Below are 17,434 nucleotides of genomic sequence, written 5' to 3'. Positions count from 1 at the left end.
GAGCGGCGCGCGGGATCCTCTCGGTCCCGCGCGCCGGGTTGGAAGCGTTGGCCGTTCTTACGCGGCGAGCTTCTTGGCCTTCTCCTGGGCCTCCTCGATGGAGCCGACCATGTAGAAGGCGGCCTCCGGCAGGTCGTCGTACTTGCCTTCGACCAGGCCCTTGAAGCCCTTGATCGTGTCTTCCAGCGCGACGAGCTTGCCCGGCGAGCCGGTGAAGACCTCGGCGACGTGGAACGGCTGCGAGAGGAAGCGCTCGATCTTGCGGGCGCGGGCCACCGTCAGCTTGTCCTCTTCCGAGAGCTCGTCCATGCCCAGGATCGCGATGATGTCCTGGAGCGACTTGTAGCGCTGCAGGGTCTGCTGGACGCGGCGGGCCACGTCGTAATGCTCCTCACCGAGGATCGCCGGCGAGAGCATGCGCGAGGTGGAGTCGAGCGGGTCGACGGCCGGGTAGATGCCCTTCTCGGCGATCGAGCGCGAGAGCACGGTCGTGGCGTCGAGGTGGGCGAAGGAGGTGGCGGGCGCCGGATCGGTCAGGTCGTCCGCCGGCACGTAGATCGCCTGCACCGAGGTGATCGAGCCCTTGGTCGTGGTGGTGATGCGCTCCTGCAGGGCACCCATGTCGGTGGCCAGCGTCGGCTGGTAGCCCACCGCGGAGGGGATGCGGCCGAGAAGCGCCGACACCTCGGAGCCCGCCTGCGTGAAGCGGAAGATGTTGTCGACGAAGAACAGCACGTCCTGGCCCTCGTCGCGGAACTGCTCGGCGATGGTCAGGCCGGTCAGCGCCACGCGGGAGCGGGCGCCGGGCGACTCGTTCATCTGGCCGTAGACCAGCGCGCACTTGGAGCCCTCGGCCGAGCCGTTGTTCTCCTTGGGGTTCTTGTTGACGTTGGACTCGATCATCTCGTGGTAGAGATCGTTGCCCTCGCGGGTCCGCTCGCCGACGCCGGCGAACACCGAATAGCCCGAGTGGGCCTTCGCGATGTTGTTGATCAGCTCCATGATCAGCACGGTCTTGCCGACGCCCGCGCCGCCGAACAGGCCGATCTTGCCGCCCTTGGCGTAGGGGGCGAGCAGGTCCACCACCTTGATGCCGGTGACGAGGATCTGCGCCTCGGTCGACTGCTCGTCGTAGGACGGGGCCGGCTGGTGGATGGCGCGGTAGGTGTCGGCCTCGATCGGGCCGGCTTCGTCGATCGGCTCGCCGATGACGTTCATGATGCGGCCGAGCGTGTTGTGGCCGACCGGCACCCGGATCGGCGCGCCGGTGTCGGAGACCTCCTGGCCGCGTACGAGACCTTCCGAGGTGTCCATAGCGATGCAGCGGACGGTGTTCTCGCCGAGCTGCTGCGCCACTTCGAGCACGAGGCGGTTGCCCTGGTTCTTGGTCTCCAGCGCGTTCAGGATCTCCGGCAGGTAGCCGTCGAACTGCACGTCCACGACCGGACCGATGACCTGGGTGATGCGGCCCTTGGAAGCCGAGGTGGGGGAAGCGGTGTTCGCCATTGCGATGAATCCTCTATGCGGCGGTCAGAGCGCTTCCGCGCCCGAAATGATCTCGATGAGTTCCTTGGTGATCATGGCCTGACGCGTGCGGTTGTAGACCAGCGTCTGCTTCTTGATCATCTCGCCCGCGTTGCGGGTCGCGGAATCCATGGCGCTCATGCGCGCGCCCTGCTCCGAGGCGGCGTTTTCCAGAAGCGCCCGGAAGATCTGAACAGTCAGGTTCTTCGGCAGGAGCGTCTCGAGGATCGTCTCCTCGTTCGGCTCGAACTCCATCGCCGCGTCCGAGCCGGCGCCCTTGGCGGCAGCGCCGTCGGCGGCCGGAAGCTCGGCCGGGATGATCCGCTGCGCCGTCGGGATCTGCGAGATCACCGAGCGGAACTCGGAGTAGAACAGGGTCGCCACGTCGAACTCACCGGCCTCGAAGCGGGCGAGGATGTCGTCGGCGATCTCGGCGGCGAAGGGATAGTCGACCGGCTTGTTGCCGCGGATGTCGCGCGAGGCGATGATCTGGTCGCGGAACTGGCGGCGCAGGACGTCGAGGCCCTTCTTTCCGACCGTGATGATCTTGACGGTCTTGCCCTCGGCCATCAGCCGGTTGGCGTGGTCGCGGGCCAGACGCGCGATCGAGGAGTTGAAGGCGCCGGCCAAGCCCCGGTCGCCGGTGCACACGACGAGCAGGTGCACCCGGTCCTGTCCGGTGCCGGACAGCAGACGCGGGGCGCCGACGCCGCCGATCAGGTTGCCGGCGAGATTGCCGAGCACCTGGGCCATCTTCTCGGCGTAGGGCCGCCCGTTCTCGGCGGCGTTCTGGGCGCGCCGCAGCTTGGCGGCGGCGACCATCTGCATCGCCTTGGTGATCTTCTGCGTCGCCTTCACCGAGGTGATGCGGTTGCGCAGATCCTTCAAACTCGGCATCGGCGGATTTCCAGATCGCTCGCGGACGTCTCGGCGACGGCCGCTCTCCGGAGAAAGCGGCCGCCTGGCGTTACTCTTTTAGTCGACCGCCTTACGCGAAGGACTTGGCGATGTTCTCGATCACGCCCTTGAGCGTGTTGGCGTTGGCATCCGACAGGTCCTTGGAGTCGCGCACCGAGTCGAGCCAATCCTGGTGCTTCGAGCGCAGCGTGCTCAGGAGCTGTTCCTCGAAGGGGCGGACTTGGTTGACCGGGAGCTTGTCGAGGTAGCCGTTCACGCCGGCGTAGATCACCGCGACCTGCTCTTCCATCTTCAGCGGCGAGAACTGCGGCTGCTTCAGGAGTTCGGTGAGGCGGGCGCCACGGTTGAGCAGGCGCTGGGTCGAGGCGTCGAGGTCGGAGCCGAACTGGGCGAAGGCCGCCATCTCGCGGTACTGCGCCAGCTCGCCCTTGATCTTGCCGGCGACCTTCTTCATCGCCTTGGTCTGGGCCGAGGAGCCCACGCGGGACACCGAGAGGCCGACGTTCACCGCCGGGCGGACGCCCTGGTAGAACAGGTCGGTCTCAAGGAAGATCTGTCCGTCGGTGATCGAGATCACGTTGGTCGGGATGTAGGCCGACACGTCGTTGGCCTGGGTCTCGATGACCGGCAGCGCGGTCAGCGAGCCGTTGCCGGCGGCGTCGCCCATCTTGGCGGCGCGCTCGAGCAGGCGCGAGTGGAGGTAGAACACGTCGCCCGGATAGGCCTCGCGGCCCGGCGGGCGGCGCAGCAGCAGCGACATCTGGCGGTAGGCGACGGCCTGCTTGGAGAGGTCGTCATAGACGATCACGGCGTGCATGCCGTTGTCGCGGAAATACTCGCCCATGGCGCAGCCGGCGAACGGCGCGATAAACTGCATCGGCGCGGCGTCCGAGGCGGTGGCGGCGATGACGATGGAGTATTCCATCGCGCCCTGGTCCTCCAGCACCTTCACGAACTGGGCGACGGTGGAGCGCTTCTGGCCGATGGCGACGTAGACGCAGTAGAGCTTGGCGTTCTCGTCGGTGCCGGAATGGGCCGGCTTCTGGTTCAGGATGGTGTCGAGCGCGATCGCGGTCTTGCCGGTCTGGCGGTCGCCGATGATCAGCTCGCGCTGGCCGCGGCCGACGGGGATCAGCGCGTCGATCGCCTTGAGGCCGGTGGCCATCGGCTCGTGCACGGACTTGCGCGGGATGATGCCGGGAGCCTTCACGTCGACCCGGCGACGCTCGGTCGACTGGATCGGGCCCTTGCCGTCGATCGGGTTGCCGAGGCCGTCGACCACGCGTCCGAGCAGGCCCTTGCCGACCGGCACGTCCACGATGGCGCCGGTGCGCTTGACGGTCTGGCCTTCCTTGATCTCGCGGTCGGAACCGAAGATCACGACGCCGACATTGTCCTGCTCGAGGTTGAGGGCCATGCCGCGCACGCCCGACTCGAACTCGACCATCTCACCGGCCTGGACGTTGTCGAGGCCGTAGACGCGGGCGATGCCGTCGCCGACCGCGAGTACCTGTCCTACTTCCGTGACCTCAGCCTCCTGGCCGAAGTTCTTGATCTGCTCTTTCAGGATCGCGGAGATCTCGGCGGCGCGGATGTCCATCGTCGGGCCTCTTTAAAGGTCTGGGGCGTGTCTGTTCGGCTGTCGGGAGGTTTCGCGAGGGTCTTCTCGAGACCGCTCAGCGAGCTTCCCGCATGGCGAGGCGAATGCTGTTGAGCTTGGTCCGGAGCGAGGCGTCGACCATGCGCGAGCCGATCTTGACGACGATGCCGCCGATCAGGCTCGGGTCAATGTGGAGATCGAGATCGACCTCGCTCTTGGCCACGTCGCGCAGCGAGGCCTTGATCTCTTCGATGACCGCGTCGGAGGGCTTCTCCGCGACGCGGACCTCGGCGCGGACGATGCCCTTACCCTTGCGCACCAGCTCGCGATAGGCTCGGATCATGCCCGGCAGCGCGAAGAGGCGGCGATTGGCGGCCGAAAGCTTGATGAAGTTGGCGGCGAGCCCTGAGATGCCCGCCCGCTCGAGCAGGGCGCTCACGGCGGCCGTCTGCTCCGCGGTCGAGTAGGCCGGGCTCTTCACGAGGCGGCGCAGATCCTCGCTCTCGCGATAGAGCGCGTCGAACGCATCGAGGTTCTTCGCGACGTCATCGACCTGACCCTCGTCGCGGGCCAGCTCGTACAGGGCCGACGCGTAGCGGCCCGCCACACCGGCCAACAGGGGACCCTCGGAACCGTTCTGCGCCACCCGTCGCTCTCTCTTATCCTTGCCCGCCGGCCCCTCAAGCTCGAACTCGCCTCGTGACGGCGACGGCGTGAGACCCGTGGGGATTGGAATTGCACCGGGCACGGAAGGCCTTGATCGGCCTCCCCGCGGCGCGGCTGTCGCCTAGCATGCGTTCCGAGGGGGCGCAAGGCAACGTTAGGGCGATGTAGGGCGATGGTTGAGCCTTCGTCGGCCGCGACCCCGCTGGCGGGAAGCCGGCTCGGATCGTCGCACGGAAGCGCCGTCCGATCCGCGCCGGCCTTCGCCTTCAGATCCAGCCCTGCAGCTCCCGCCGCACCACGTGCTCGATCACCCGCATGCCGAGGTCGGAATCGTTGAGGCACGGGATGAAGGCGTATTTCTCGCCGCCATTCTCCTCGAAATAGTGGCGGTTCTCGCCGTCGAGTTCCTCCAGCGTCTCAAGGCAGTCGGCGGTAAAGCCCGGCGCCACGATCGCCATGCGCTTCACGCCGGACTTGGCCAGCGCCTGCACGGTCTCGTCGGTGTAGGGCTTGAGCCATTCCTCGTTGCCGAAGCGCGACTGGAAGGTCACCCGCATCTGCTCGGGCGTGTAGCCCATCGCCTCGCGGATCAGCCGGCCGGTCTTGAGGCATTGGCAATGGTAGGGGTCACCCTTGAGCAGGTAGCTCTTCGGCACGCCGTGGAAGGAGGTGAGGATCACCTCCGGCTCGAAGTCCAGCTTGGCCAGCCCCTCGCGGATCGAATCCGCCATGGCTCGGATGTAGACGGGGTCGTCGTGGTAGGGCGGCGAGACTCGCACGGTCGGCTGCCAGCGCATCTGCATCAGGGCCTTGAAGGCCTGATCGCAGGCGGTGGCCGAGGTCGCCGCCGCGTATTGCGGATAGAGCGGCACCAGCAGGATGCGGTCGCAGCCCTGATCCAGCAGCGCCTGGATGCGCAAGGACACCTCCGGCTTGCCGTAGCGCATCGCCCAATCGACCACGACGGAATCACCCATCGCTGTCTGGAGCTTCTCGCACTGGCCGCGGGTGATGGTCTTGAGCGGCCCCTCGTCGCGTTCGTTGTTCCAGATGCTGGCGTAGTCGCGGCCCTTCGGCCCCGGGCGCTTGGTCAGGATGATCAGGTTCAGGAGCGGCCACCAGATCAGCCGCGGCACCTCGATGACCCGGCGGTCGGAGAGGAACTCCTTGAGGTAGCGGCGCATCGGCCAGTAGCTCGTGCCCTCGGGGGTGCCGAGGTTCATCAGCAGCACGCCGACGCGGCCCGTCCTCACCGCCGGGTGGTCGGGCGGCAGGGCAGTCGGCGCAACCCGCGCGGGATCGCGCAAGGGATCGCGAAAGAGGGTTTGAGGTTCGACGCGTTCGTTCATCGGGTTTCCGGTCACGGGCGTCCCGCTTTCCTCAACGCGGCCTCAAGGCGGCCAGCGATCCGGTTGTGCGGGCCGGCCGTTCGATCTAGAGCAGGCGGCTTTCCAAGGCCAAGACTCTCCCGAAAGAGAAACCTCTCGCGGGAGAGTCCGGCCAGTATCTCGGCAAACCCTTTGCCCGAAATCGCTCCGGAGGCCAGCGCGACATGCCGTCCCCCCGCTACTTCCTGAAGCACTTCGTGCCGTTCACCGGCTACCCCTACGAGGGGGCGCCGGCCGCGTGCAATCTCTGCGGCTGCCGCGACGCCGTCACCGTGGCCGAGACCGACCGCCGGCTCAAGACCCTGCGCTCGATCGCTTGCACCCAGTGCGGCCTGATCCGTACCGATCCGATGCCGACGCCGGACGAGCTGGCCGAGTATTATGCGAGCGCCTACCGGGCGGACTACCAGCTCGCCTTCGCCGGTGGGCCGCCGCGCCACCACCTCAACCGCTCCGCCCGCGAGGCCAAGTTCCGCGCCGACCTGCTGGGGCCGAAACTGAAGCCGGGCACGCAGTTGCTCGACTTCGGTTCGGGCTCCGGCGAGTTCCTGGCGGAAGCCAAGAGCCGCGGCTGCGAGGTGATCGGCGTCGAGCCCGGCCGCGACTACGCGACCTTTGCCCGCACGCATCACGGCGTCGAGGTGCTCGACGAGGCCGAGGATCCGAACCGCTTTCCCGCCGGCCATTTCGACGTGATCTCGACGCACCACGTGCTGGAGCATCTGCGCAACCCGGCTGAGACGATGGAGCGGCTCGCCCGCTGGCTGAAGCCCGACGGCATCCTCTACGCCGCGGTGCCCAACATGGCCGCCACCGGCAAGCCGCCGCACGAGCGCTTCCACTTCGCCCACGTCCACGGCTACGTGCGCGAGACCTTCGACCTGCTGGCCCGCCGCGCCGGCCTCGTGCCGCATACCGAGTACTGGCGCGAGGACACCACCGTGGTCTACCGCAAGACCGACGCGCCTGCCGTGCCGCTGAAGAATCCGGGGCTTGCGGACCGGCTGGCCGTCGATTTGAAGCCGATGTCGGCGGGGCTCTACTTCGCCTCGGGCGCCTGGATCTGGCCGGCCTTGCGGCGCAATGCCAAGGCGGTGCGGGACGGGATGAGCAAGGGCGGGCTCACCAAGCGCTGAGCCGGTGATGCGCCCGAGCCGCCGCGAGACTGTCGTCGGGCTCGGCACCGGGCTTCTTGGCACCGGGCTTCTTGGCGCCGGGCTTCTCGCAGCCGGCACCGGTGCGGCGCTCGCCGGCACGCCGACCTTCACCCTGCTCCTCGTCAACGACATCTACGCGATGGACGAGATGGAGGGGCGCGGCGGCTTTGCCCGGCTCAACGCGGTGGTGAAGGCCGAGCGCGCCCGCGGCGTGCCGCTGCTCTACGCGCATGCCGGTGACAGCTTCTCGCCCTCGCTGATGTCGGGCTTCGACCGGGGCGCGCATATCGTCGAACTGCTGAATCTCGCCGCCCCCGACGTGTTCGTGCCGGGCAATCACGAGTTCGACTTCGGCCCCGAGGTGTTCGCCGAGCGCCGGCGGGAGGCCCGCTTCCCCTTCCTCGCCGCCAACCTGCGCGGGTCTGAGGGCCAGAAACTTCCCGGCATCGAGGATGCGCGGCTGATCGAACTCGGCGGCATCCGCCTCGGCCTCGTCGGCATCGCCCTGCAGGCGACGCCGGAAAAATCGCAATCGGGAAACCTGCGCTTCGGCCCCGAGATCGAGACGCTGGCGCGCGAGGCGGAGCGCCTTCGCAAGGCGGGCGCGCAGATGATCGTCGGCATCGCCCACACGGCGCGGGTGACCGACGACGCCATCGTGCGGGCGCGCCTCGTCGATATCCTGCTCTCGGGCCACGACCACGACCTCGTCGTGCGGGACGACGGGCAGACGGTGATGGTCGAATCGAGCCACGACGCCCACTACGTCACGGCGGTCGATGTCTTCATCACGCCGGAAGCCGACGGATCGGTGCGCTGGCGCGCCGCCTTCCGCATCCACGACACCGCCGAGGTGACACCCGATCCGGACACGCTCGCCGTGGTGCGCCGGCTCGGGGGCGAGCTGTCGCGGGAGCTCGACGTCGTGATCGGTACGACGCAAGGCGTACTCGACAGCCGGATCGCCACGGTGCGGGCGCGGGAATCGAGCTTCGGCGATCTCGTCGCCGACGCGGTGCGGGCGGGCACGGGGGCCGAGATCGGCCTGATGAACGGCGGCGGCATCCGCGGCGACCGGCTCTATCCGGCCGGCGCCGCGCTCACCCGGCGCGACATCCTGAGCGAACTGCCGTTCGGCAACACCACGGTGCTCGTGGCGATCGACGGGGCGACCCTGCGCGACGCGCTGGAGAACGGCTTTCGGGATGTCGGACGCCCCTCGGGCCGGTTCCTGCAGGTCTCGGGGATCGAGGTCACCCTCGATCTGAGCGCGCCTCCCGGCCGACGCGTCGCGTCCGCGACCATCGGCGGCGCACCGTTGGAGGACGCCCGTACCTACCGCGTGGCGGCCAACGACTTCATGCTGCGCGGCGGCAACGATTACGAAATGCTAGCCAAGGGCCGCACCCTGATCGGCGGCACCGACGGGCGGCTGCTCGCCAACGAGGTGATGGCCTATATCCGCGCCCACGCGCCGCTCCCGGCAGAGCCCGGAGGGCGAATTCGGGTTCTGCCGTGAGAAAGGCCATGAGAGGGGACTTCACGTGACCGGACCCGTTGAGGTCGCGCTCGCCGCATTTCGCGCCAGCGGCTCCCCCTGGCTCGACCTGCCCTTCTTCCGAGAGGGCGCGGCGGATCGGGTCGCGAAGAAGGTCGATGACCGCGTCGCCGCTGGAGCGAAGGTGCTGCCGGCGCCCGCCGCGATCTTCCGGGCGCTGACGCTGACGCCCTTACCCCAGGTGAAGGCGGTGATCCTCGGCCAGGACCCCTACCCCACGCCGGGCGACGCCAATGGGCTGGCCTTCTCCTATGTCGGCCCGCGCCGCCTGCCGGCCTCGCTCAAGGTCATCCTGGCCGAACTCGCCCCTGAAGGCGGCCAGCCCGACCTCTCCACCGGCGACCTGACACCTTGGGCGGAGCGCGGGGTGCTGCTCCTGAATTCGGCGCTCACCGTGGAGGCCGGCAAAGCCGGGGCGCATCTGCGGCTCGGCTGGTCGCAGCTCACCGACGAGGCGGTGGCCGCCGTCTCCGCCCGCGACGAACCGGCGGTGTTCCTGCTCTGGGGCGCCCAGGCCCGCGCCCGCGAGGCGCTGATCGACACGAGCCGCCACGGCATCGTCGCCTCGGGCCACCCTTCCCCGCTCAACCGCGCCCGGGATTTCCCGGGCTCGCGGCCGTTCGACCGGGCGAATGCATGGCTCGAAGCGCATGGCCGCGCGCCGATCGACTGGCGGCTGTAACCGCGCATCGCTCCGTCATCGCGAGCGGCTGCGAAGCGATCCAGCGGCGCGACCTCGTCGGAGGAGAAGGCGCCCTGGATAGAGTATCGTTCCGAAAGGTGGCCGCCGGCTTTCGGAAAAGACGATGCAAAACAGGGGTCTAGAGCATCGTCCTGGATACGATATTCAGGACGATGCTCTAGCTTCGGCTTCGCCTCGCCAAGACGAATGCCATGACGGATACAGAGCTGCCGGCAGCGAAACGCCCCCGACCGTGGTGCGGTCGAGGGCGGCGCGGATCGATCGAAGGCCTCCGGTGAGGGCGCTTACCGAAGGGGTCGTTACGCGGCGATCTTAGCCGCCGCGGCAGCGGTGTTCTCGTTGGCCAGCGTGACCGTGAAGGCCGCTGCGGGCGCGCGATCCGTTGCCTGGAGGCTGGTCAGCTCACCGGCAGAGACATGCACGTCGCCCTCGGAGCCGAAGCGCTCGGCCAGCAGCATGACGAGAATCACGTTGGCGATGGCGGCGGCGAGAATGACGAGGGCGATCATGGCGGGCACGTCCGTTGGTGCGTTGCAATAAAGCGTATATCGCACCGCACTCTGGTATCTGGCATACCAGATACCGACGCTCCGGCATGTTCTCAGCGCATGGCGCGGCCTCGGCCCCGGCTTAGGGCTTCTTCGGGTCGGCGCCGGCCGGCGTATCGCTGCTGCCGGTCCGCTCGACCTTGGCCGCCTCGCGCAGCTTGACGATGGTGTCCTGCTGCGCCTTGCGGGTCAGGTACTGGTCGATCTGCTCCTTCATCTCGTCGAAGGTCGGCACCGGCTTCGTTCGCTTCTCCTCCACGCGCAGCACGTGCCAGCCGAACTGAGTCTTGACCGGGTCGGAGACTTGGCCGGGCGCGAGCTTGAAGGCCGCGTCGGCGAAGGGCTTCACCATCCGCTCCTGGGTAAACCAGCCGAGATCGCCGCCTTCCGTCTTGGAACCGGGATCCTTCGAGACCTCACCGGCCACCTTGGCGAAATCCTCACCGCCCTTGATGCGGGACGCGATCTTCTTGGCCTCGTCCTCGCTCTCCACGAGGATGTGGCGGGCACGCACCTCCTCCTCCGGCTTCATCGACTTCACGGTCTGGTCGTAGAGCGCCTTGGCGGCCTCCGGCGACACCGCCTTCTTGGCCTCGCGCTCGAGGTAGTCGTCGAGCAGGAGCTTGTCGCGGAAATAGGCGAGCTTGCGCTTGAACTCAGGGCTATCGCCGACCTTGGCAGCCTCGGCTGCCTGCGCGCCGACCTTGAGGTCGACCATGTAATCGACGAGCAGGTTCTGCTTGGCGCCTTCGTCGACACCCGGCAGCGACAGAGCCGGATCCTCGCCCGCGAGCGCGAGGTCGGCGGCGGTGATCGCTTGGCCGTTGACCCGCGCCACTACGGTCTCCGGCGGAACCGCCGAGGCGGGGGCGCTGGGTGTCTTCTGTCCGGCGGGCGCCTGTGCGAGGGCCATACCGGGCAGGGTGAGCATCAGCGCGAGGGCGCTCGCGCGCCGGAGGGAGAACGGAATCGGCATCGGAAGCGTCGTTCCTTGGGCGTCGTCCCCGCCGGGCCGGTCTTTTGCCGTCCGGCTTCGTCCCGCGCGGGGCTCGTCGGGATGCGGCGGGTGCCGCGAAGCGCGACACAGGTGGAACCTCTCGGGGGCAAAGGCAAGCGTGGCCTTGATCGCCCCGCGCGCTCGTGACCGCAGGTCGATGGCACCCCTATCGGGCGCGAAGAGTGCCACCCGGAGCGGGCATTTCAGGGGTTCGGTCCTGAAATGCGTCGAGCGGAGCGGAAGCCCGAGACACTCGAGACATTCGCGAGACATTCGCGAGACATTCGCGAAGTCGGGCGCCGGCGATCGAGGCCAGGCAAAAAGCAGGACCCGAGCGACCTCCGGTGACCGGTCCGGCACTACCGGATGCGCCTGCGGATATTTACCTCTATAAGCCCGCCCAATGCAGGCCGGCGGCGCCCTCACATGCCGCCCGCGACGACCTCACGACCGCAGGTTCACGATGCTCGGTGCCCTCGCCAAGAAGATTTTCGGCTCGTCCAACGACCGCCGCGTCAAGGGTTTTCGCCCGCGCGTGGCGGCCATCAACGCGCTTGAACCGGAAATCAGTGCGCTGTCCGACGAGCAGCTGCGCGCCCGCACGCAGGCCTTCCGCGATCAGCTCGCCGCCGGCACCCGCCTCGACGACCTGCTGGTTCCTGCCTTCGCCACCGTGCGCGAGGCGGCCAAGCGCGTGCTCGGCCAGCGCCACTTCGACGTGCAGATGATCGGCGGCATGGTGCTGCACGAGTCCGGCATCTCGGAGATGAAGACCGGCGAGGGCAAGACGCTGGTGGCGACGCTGCCGGTCTATCTCAACGCGCTGGAGGGCAAGGGCGTCCACGTCGTCACGGTCAACGACTATCTCGCCTCCCGCGACGCGGAGTGGATGGGCCGGGTCTACCGCTTCCTGGGGCTCACCGTCGGCACGATTGTGCACGGGCTCGACGACGGGCAGCGCAAGGAAGCCTATGCCTGCGACATCACCTACGGCACCAACAACGAGTTCGGCTTCGACTATCTTCGCGACAACATGAAGTACGAGCTCTCGCAGATGACGCAGCGGGGGCACCACTTCGCCATCGTCGACGAGGTCGACTCGATCCTCATCGACGAGGCGCGCACGCCGCTCATCATCTCCGGTCCCGTCGACGACCGCTCGGAACTCTACGTCGCGGTCGATACGATCATGCCGCGGCTGGCGCCCGAGCATTACGATCTCGACGAGAAGCAGCGGCAGGTCTCGCTGACAGAGGCCGGCAACGAGTTCATCGAGGAGGAGCTGCGGGCCGAGGGTATCCTCAAGGAGGGTGACCTCTACGACGCCCACAACGTCACCATCGTCCACCACGTGAACCAGGCTTTGCGCGCCCACACCCTGTTCACGCTCGACAAGGACTACATCGTCAAGAACGACGAGGTCGTGATCATCGACGAGTTCACCGGCCGCATGATGCAGGGCCGGCGCTACTCCGAAGGTCTGCACCAGGCGCTGGAGGCCAAGGAGCGGGTGACGATCCAGCCCGAGAACCAGACGCTCGCCTCGATCACCTTCCAGAATTATTTCAGACTTTACAAGAAATTGGCCGGTATGACCGGCACCGCCTCGACCGAGGCCGACGAGTTCGCCGAGATCTACAAGCTCGACGTGGTCGACATCCCGACCAACAAGGAGATCGAGCGCGTCGACGAGGACGACGAGGTCTACCGCACCGTCGAGGAGAAGTACGAAGCGATCATCAAGGAGATCGACAAGGCGCACCAGCGCCACCAGCCGGTCCTGGTCGGCACCGGCTCGATCGAGAAGTCGGAGCTGATCGGCGAGCTCTTGAAAAAAGCCGGCTACACGCTGCTCGACTATTCCGATCCGAACGCGCTCACCGACGTCTACGCCGCCGCCCGCGAGAACCGGGTCACCCGGCGCTTCGCCGTGCTCAACGCCCGCTTCCACGAGCAGGAAGCCTACATCGTGGCGGAAGCCGGCGTGCCGGGTGCCATCACCATCGCCACCAACATGGCCGGTCGCGGCACCGACATCAAACTCGGCGGCAACCTCGAAATGCGCATCGAGAAGGAGCTCGGCCACCTCGCCGAGGGGCCCGAGCGCGACGCCGCGATCGAGGCCCTGAAGGCCGAGATCGCCGAGAACCGCGCCAAGGTGCTGGCCTCGGGCGAGAAGGCCGACCCGGAAGCGGGCCGCAAGAAGGACCTGCCGGGCGGGCTCTACATCATCGGCACCGAGCGCCACGAATCGCGGCGCATCGACAACCAGCTGCGCGGCCGCTCCGGTCGCCAGGGCGATCCGGGGCGCTCGAAGTTCTACCTGTCCCTCAAGGACGACCTGATGCGCATCTTCGGCTCCGACCGCATGGACGGAATGCTGCAGCGGCTCGGCCTCGAACAGGGCGAGGCGATCATCCATCCCTGGATCAACAAGGCGATCGAGAAGGCGCAGCAGAAGGTCGAAGCGCGCAACTTCGACATGCGCAAGAACGTGCTGAAGTACGACAACGTCATGAACGACCAGCGCAAGGTGGTGTTCGAACAGCGCCGCGACCTGATGGGCCAGGACAGCGTGCGCGAGACCGTGGACGAGATGCGCCACGGCGTGATCGACGACCTCGTGGCCGTCCACATCCCCGAGAACGCCTATGCCGAGCAGTGGGATGCGGAAGGGCTGAAGCACCGCGCGCTCGACGTGCTCAACCTCGATCTTCCCGTCGAGGAATGGCTCAAGGAAGAGGGCATCGCCGACGAGGAGATCCGCGAGCGCCTGCGCAAGGCCTCCGACGAGTCCTACGCCGCCCGCGTCGAGCGCAACGGCGCGGAGGTGATGGCCTATGTCGAGAAGCAGGTGGTGCTGCAGGTGCTCGACCACCTCTGGCGCGATCACCTCGTCACCCTCGACCACCTGCGGCAGGTGATCGGCTGGCGCGGTTTCGCCCAGCGCGACCCGCTCAACGAGTACAAGTCGGAGGCGTTCGAGCTGTTCAACGGCCTCGTCACAGCCCTGCGCGAGCAGGTCACCGCCCAGCTCGCCCATGTCGAGATCATGCAGCAGCAGCCGGAAGGCTTCGCTGACGGCGGGTTCGAAGGAGCCGGTTTCGGCGAGCCGCAATTGCCGCCGATGTTCCCCGAGCATCGCGACCCGGCCACCGGCGAGAACGAGTTCGCCTATGCCGGCTCCGGCAGTGATGGCGGGGCGGGCGGCGCCTACGGCTTCGCCGCGCGCGACCTCTCGGCGGACACGGCGGTGCTGGAGCGCAAGCCCGACGATCCCTCCACCTGGGGCCGGGTCGGCCGCAACGAGCCCTGCCCCTGCGGCTCGGGCAAGAAGTACAAGCACTGCCACGGCCGCTTCGCCAGCGATGCGTGAGTCTCCCCCGGTGAGCGGCAACGTCGTCTACGGGCTGGAGCCGGATCTCGATGCGGAGACCTTTCAAGGTGTCCTCGTCGAATCCGGCCTTGCGCCGCGACGGCCGGCCGAAGACTTGGAGCGGCTCGATCGGATGCTGAGGGCGTCCGACCTGATCGTCACCGCCCGGCTCGACGGGCGCGTCGTCGGCGTGGCGCGCACGCTCACCGATTTCGCCTTCTGCGCCTATCTCTCCGACCTCGCGGTCGTCCGTGATGGCCAGGGCCGCGGCATCGGCCGCCGACTCATCGCCGAGACGCGGGCTGCGGCCGGCCCCGAGGCCTCCCTGCTGCTCACCGCCGCGCCCGGCATCGAGGATTATTACGAGGCCATCGGCATGAAGCGGGTGCCGCACGCCTTCCGCATCGACCGGGAGCGTTGAGGCATCAGGGAACCTCGGCCGCCAACGCCTCCAGCACCGCATGCGCCGCTGCGACGCGCGCCGGGATCGGGACGTTGCGGTTGGCCAGCATGACGAGGCCGATGCGCTTGTCTGGCACGAAGGCGACGTAGGCGCCGAAGCCGTTGGTGGAGCCGGTCTTGTTGAACAGCCGCGCGCCCTTCGGCGCCAGCGACGGATCGAGCCGCACGGCGGCGTGAGCCTCGAGCGTCATCGGAGCGGCGTTACCGGCCTGAAGGCGATCCAGCGGAATCGGATAGGGGTATTGTTCCCAGCCGAGCCCCTGCACCATCTCGCCGACCCGGAAGTACCCGACATGGGTATCCTCGATCGCCTGCCGCGTTGGCACGTCGAGGGGGCCGGGATCGAGGTTGACCTCGACGAAGCGGATCATGTCGGCGGCGCTGGATTTGACCCCGTAGGCCTCCCCGTCAAAGACGCCCGGATTGACTCGGATCGGTGTGCCGTCCTTGCCGTAGCCCCAGGCGTAGCGCTCCCTCTCGGCGGCGGGCACGCGGATGAAGCTGTGCTTCAAGCCGAGCCCCGGGAACAGCCGGGCTTCCACCAGTTCGGCGAAATCGCCGCCGAGTGCCGCCGCGGTGGCAGCTCCGAACAGGCCGAGGCTGGGATTGGAGTAGAGCCGCCGCGTCCCGGGCGACGCGGAGGGCTGCCACTGCCGGAAATAGGTGATCATCGCCGCCTCGTCGGCCACCGCGTCGGGAAATTGCAGCGGCAGGCCACCCGCTGTGTAGGTGCCGAGATTGAGCAGGCTGACGCGGTCGAGCGCGCTGCCCCGCAGGGACGGCAGGAACCGGCTCGGCGCGTCGTCGAGCGAGAGCCGGCCGAGCGCCCGCGCGGAGGCGGCGAGCGTCGCGGTGAACGTCTTGCTGACCGAGCCGATCTCGAACAGCGTGTCCCGCGTCACCGGACGTTGCCCCTCCCGGTCGGCGAGTCCGAAGGTGAAGACGGCGGATTGCCCGTTCCGCGTCACGGCCACGGCGAGGCCGGGCACGTCGTAGGCCTTCAGGAGCGGGCGGTAGGCTTGCTCCACGGCGTCGGCGATCCGCGCGGAAGCGTCGTCCGTCTCCACCGGACCTGAGCCGCTCAGCAGGCCGCTCAGCGCGAGGGCGAAAAGCCCGAGCTTTCGCATTGCGGAAATGGCGTGTTTCCTTCTTGGCTCATGCAAGCGAGGCGGACGGGCGGCCATGACGGGTGAGGAAAGCGCCGAAAGCGCGGCAGGAGCCGAGGCCGCCGTCCCGCTGGTACGGAGCCTGCGCCTCGGGCTCGACGCGCCCCGGACCGGGCCGCTGCAGGCTGCCCTGGCGCTCGCGAGCGCGCCGCTGGATTGGCTCGACGCCCATCGGGGCGGGTTCCTCCACGCGCACGAGGAGGCGCTTCTCACCGACCGTCTCCACACCCGCCGCCGCCACGGCCTGTTGATCGGACGCTACGCCGCCAAGTGCGCACTCGCCGTGCTCCGGCCGGATCTCGACCCGCGGGACTTGGCGATCCGGCCCGGTGTGCTGGAGCAGCCGGTTCTGTCCGGTGAGGGCATCGGAACAAATCTCGGCATCAGCCTGTCCCATGCCGGTCCGGTCGCCGTGGCGTTGGCCTTTCCCGAGGCCTGCCCGATGGGGATCGATCTGGAGCGGATCCGGCCGGCCAACGTCGCGCTGCTGACGCGCCAGACCACGGTGGCCGAACGGCGCCATCTTGCGGCCTGCCTCGCTGCGCCGGAGGCCGAGCGGCTGACGCGGCTGTGGTGCCTGAAGGAAGCCCTGTCCAAGGCTCTGCGCTGCGGCCTCACCGTGCCGCTCGATCTGCTCGCGGTCGGAAGCGTCGAGGCGGGGCCGACGGGACTCGGCGTCACCTTCACCAACTTCGCGCAGTACCGGGGCCTGAGCCTCGCGGCCGGTGATCTCGCTGCCGCCCTCGTGCTGCCGCGCCCGCCGGCGGTGACGCTTGCGCTCGACGCCGCGGAATGGGAGGCGTTTCGACGGGCTCTGGCCGACGCCGCGGCGCGGGGCTCCGGCGAATAGCGGGCCCTCGGTCGCATCGGCCGCAGCCGTGATCGGAAGAACCGAACCGCGATGACGACGAAGCAATGACGACTTGGCGCCCGCCGCAAGCAATCCGCGTCAAGGTGATCGGGCTGGCATGGCGTGGGGACGCGCTGCTGGCGGTCGACGTCCTCGACGATGGCGGCCGGATCAAGGGCGCGCGTCCGCCGGGCGGCAGCGTCGCCTTCGGCGAGACCCGCGAGCAGGCCTTGCAGCGGGAATTCCAGGAGGAGTTCGGCTGCGGCGTCACCATCGCCGGCCCCTGGACGGTGTTCGAGAACATCTACCGCCACGAGGGTGCGCTCGGCCATGAGATGGTTTTCGCCGCCGACATCCGCCTCCACGACGCGGCCTTCTACGACCGCGACGTGATCCGTTTCAGCGAGGACGACGGCACGGCCTGCACCGCGCGCTGGCTCCGGCCGGGAGCCCTGCCGGACGGCATCGCCCTGTTTCCGGATGGGCTCGCGGCGGCGCTGGCCTCACGGTGAGGCGAGGCC

Annotated in this window: 15 protein-coding genes; 7 read left to right on the top strand and 8 right to left on the bottom strand. The window is 68.3% G+C overall.

Features of this window, described 5'->3' with window-relative positions; all coding sequences use genetic code 11:
- Window positions 1-57 precede the first annotated feature (57 nt).
- The 5 genes from atpD to hemH form a co-directional block, all read right to left on the bottom strand.
- Window positions 58-1,506 carry a F0F1 ATP synthase subunit beta gene (gene atpD / locus FHU13_RS04345; protein ID WP_183434611.1) on the bottom strand — a complete coding sequence of 483 codons (1,449 nt, stop codon included), beginning with the start codon at window positions 1,504-1,506 and terminating at the stop codon, window positions 58-60.
- 24 nt (window positions 1,507-1,530) lie between these two features.
- Window positions 1,531-2,421, bottom strand: a complete 891-nt coding sequence (locus tag FHU13_RS04340) for a F0F1 ATP synthase subunit gamma (protein ID WP_183434610.1) — start codon at window positions 2,419-2,421, stop codon at window positions 1,531-1,533.
- Window positions 2,422-2,512: 91 nt separating this feature from the next.
- The gene (gene atpA / locus FHU13_RS04335) at window positions 2,513-4,042 is read right to left on the bottom strand and encodes a F0F1 ATP synthase subunit alpha (RefSeq protein ID WP_183434609.1); all 1,530 of its coding nucleotides are present in this window, start codon (window positions 4,040-4,042) and stop codon (window positions 2,513-2,515) included.
- A 76-nt stretch (window positions 4,043-4,118) separates the two neighbouring features.
- Complete coding sequence (locus tag FHU13_RS04330; RefSeq protein ID WP_183434608.1) at window positions 4,119-4,688, bottom strand: F0F1 ATP synthase subunit delta; 570 nt, start codon at window positions 4,686-4,688, stop codon at window positions 4,119-4,121.
- Between the two features lie 286 nt (window positions 4,689-4,974).
- Window positions 4,975-6,057, bottom strand: coding sequence for a ferrochelatase (gene hemH, locus FHU13_RS04325; RefSeq protein WP_183434607.1), 1,083 nt, complete (start codon window positions 6,055-6,057; stop codon window positions 4,975-4,977).
- A gap of 203 nt (window positions 6,058-6,260) precedes the next feature.
- Here hemH and FHU13_RS04320 point away from each other — a divergent pair, with 203 nt between their 5' ends.
- Genes FHU13_RS04320 through FHU13_RS04310 form a run of 3 tightly spaced genes read left to right on the top strand, consistent with a single transcriptional unit; the run spans window position 6,261 to window position 9,493 of the window.
- Window positions 6,261-7,232, top strand: a complete 972-nt coding sequence (locus FHU13_RS04320; protein WP_183434606.1) for a class I SAM-dependent methyltransferase — start codon at window positions 6,261-6,263, stop codon at window positions 7,230-7,232.
- Window positions 7,233-7,239: 7 nt separating this feature from the next.
- A complete protein-coding gene (locus FHU13_RS04315; protein ID WP_183434605.1) occupies window positions 7,240-8,772 on the top strand; it encodes a bifunctional metallophosphatase/5'-nucleotidase in 1,533 nt (510 codons plus the stop codon).
- Window positions 8,773-8,797: 25 nt separating this feature from the next.
- A complete protein-coding gene (locus tag FHU13_RS04310) occupies window positions 8,798-9,493 on the top strand; it encodes a uracil-DNA glycosylase (RefSeq protein ID WP_183434604.1) in 696 nt (231 codons plus the stop codon).
- A 320-nt stretch (window positions 9,494-9,813) separates the two neighbouring features.
- Here the strand turns inward: FHU13_RS04310 and FHU13_RS04305 are convergent, their stop codons facing one another.
- Together FHU13_RS04305 and FHU13_RS04300 are read right to left on the bottom strand one after the other, a co-directional pair.
- Window positions 9,814-10,023, bottom strand: a complete 210-nt coding sequence (locus tag FHU13_RS04305) for a hypothetical protein (protein ID WP_183434603.1) — start codon at window positions 10,021-10,023, stop codon at window positions 9,814-9,816.
- A 121-nt stretch (window positions 10,024-10,144) separates the two neighbouring features.
- The gene (locus FHU13_RS04300) at window positions 10,145-11,038 is read right to left on the bottom strand and encodes a peptidylprolyl isomerase (protein WP_183434602.1); all 894 of its coding nucleotides are present in this window, start codon (window positions 11,036-11,038) and stop codon (window positions 10,145-10,147) included.
- Between the two features lie 484 nt (window positions 11,039-11,522).
- On the opposite strand from FHU13_RS04300, the gene secA reads away from it, so the two are divergent.
- Together secA and FHU13_RS04290 are read left to right on the top strand one after the other, a co-directional pair.
- Complete coding sequence (gene secA, locus FHU13_RS04295; protein ID WP_183434601.1) at window positions 11,523-14,435, top strand: preprotein translocase subunit SecA; 2,913 nt, start codon at window positions 11,523-11,525, stop codon at window positions 14,433-14,435.
- Between the two features lie 10 nt (window positions 14,436-14,445).
- The gene (locus tag FHU13_RS04290; RefSeq protein WP_183434600.1) at window positions 14,446-14,856 is read left to right on the top strand and encodes a GNAT family N-acetyltransferase; all 411 of its coding nucleotides are present in this window, start codon (window positions 14,446-14,448) and stop codon (window positions 14,854-14,856) included.
- A 4-nt stretch (window positions 14,857-14,860) separates the two neighbouring features.
- Here the strand turns inward: FHU13_RS04290 and ampC are convergent, their stop codons facing one another.
- Entirely contained in the window at window positions 14,861-16,024 is a 1,164-nt protein-coding gene (gene ampC, locus FHU13_RS04285; protein WP_183434599.1) for a class C beta-lactamase, read from the bottom strand.
- A gap of 55 nt (window positions 16,025-16,079) precedes the next feature.
- On the opposite strand from ampC, the gene FHU13_RS04280 reads away from it, so the two are divergent.
- Together FHU13_RS04280 and FHU13_RS04275 are read left to right on the top strand one after the other, a co-directional pair.
- Entirely contained in the window at window positions 16,080-16,913 is an 834-nt protein-coding gene (locus tag FHU13_RS04280) for a 4'-phosphopantetheinyl transferase superfamily protein (protein WP_183434598.1), read from the top strand.
- Between the two features lie 65 nt (window positions 16,914-16,978).
- A complete protein-coding gene (locus FHU13_RS04275) occupies window positions 16,979-17,425 on the top strand; it encodes an NUDIX hydrolase (RefSeq protein WP_183434597.1) in 447 nt (148 codons plus the stop codon).
- Window positions 17,426-17,434 lie beyond the last annotated feature (9 nt).

Origin of the sequence: Methylobacterium sp. R2-1, from assembly GCF_014191355.1 — a bacterium.
Taxonomy (GTDB): domain Bacteria; phylum Pseudomonadota; class Alphaproteobacteria; order Rhizobiales; family Beijerinckiaceae; genus Methylobacterium.
The sequence above is the reverse complement of the archived record's forward strand: the minus strand, read 5'-3'. Positions and strand labels throughout refer to the sequence as shown.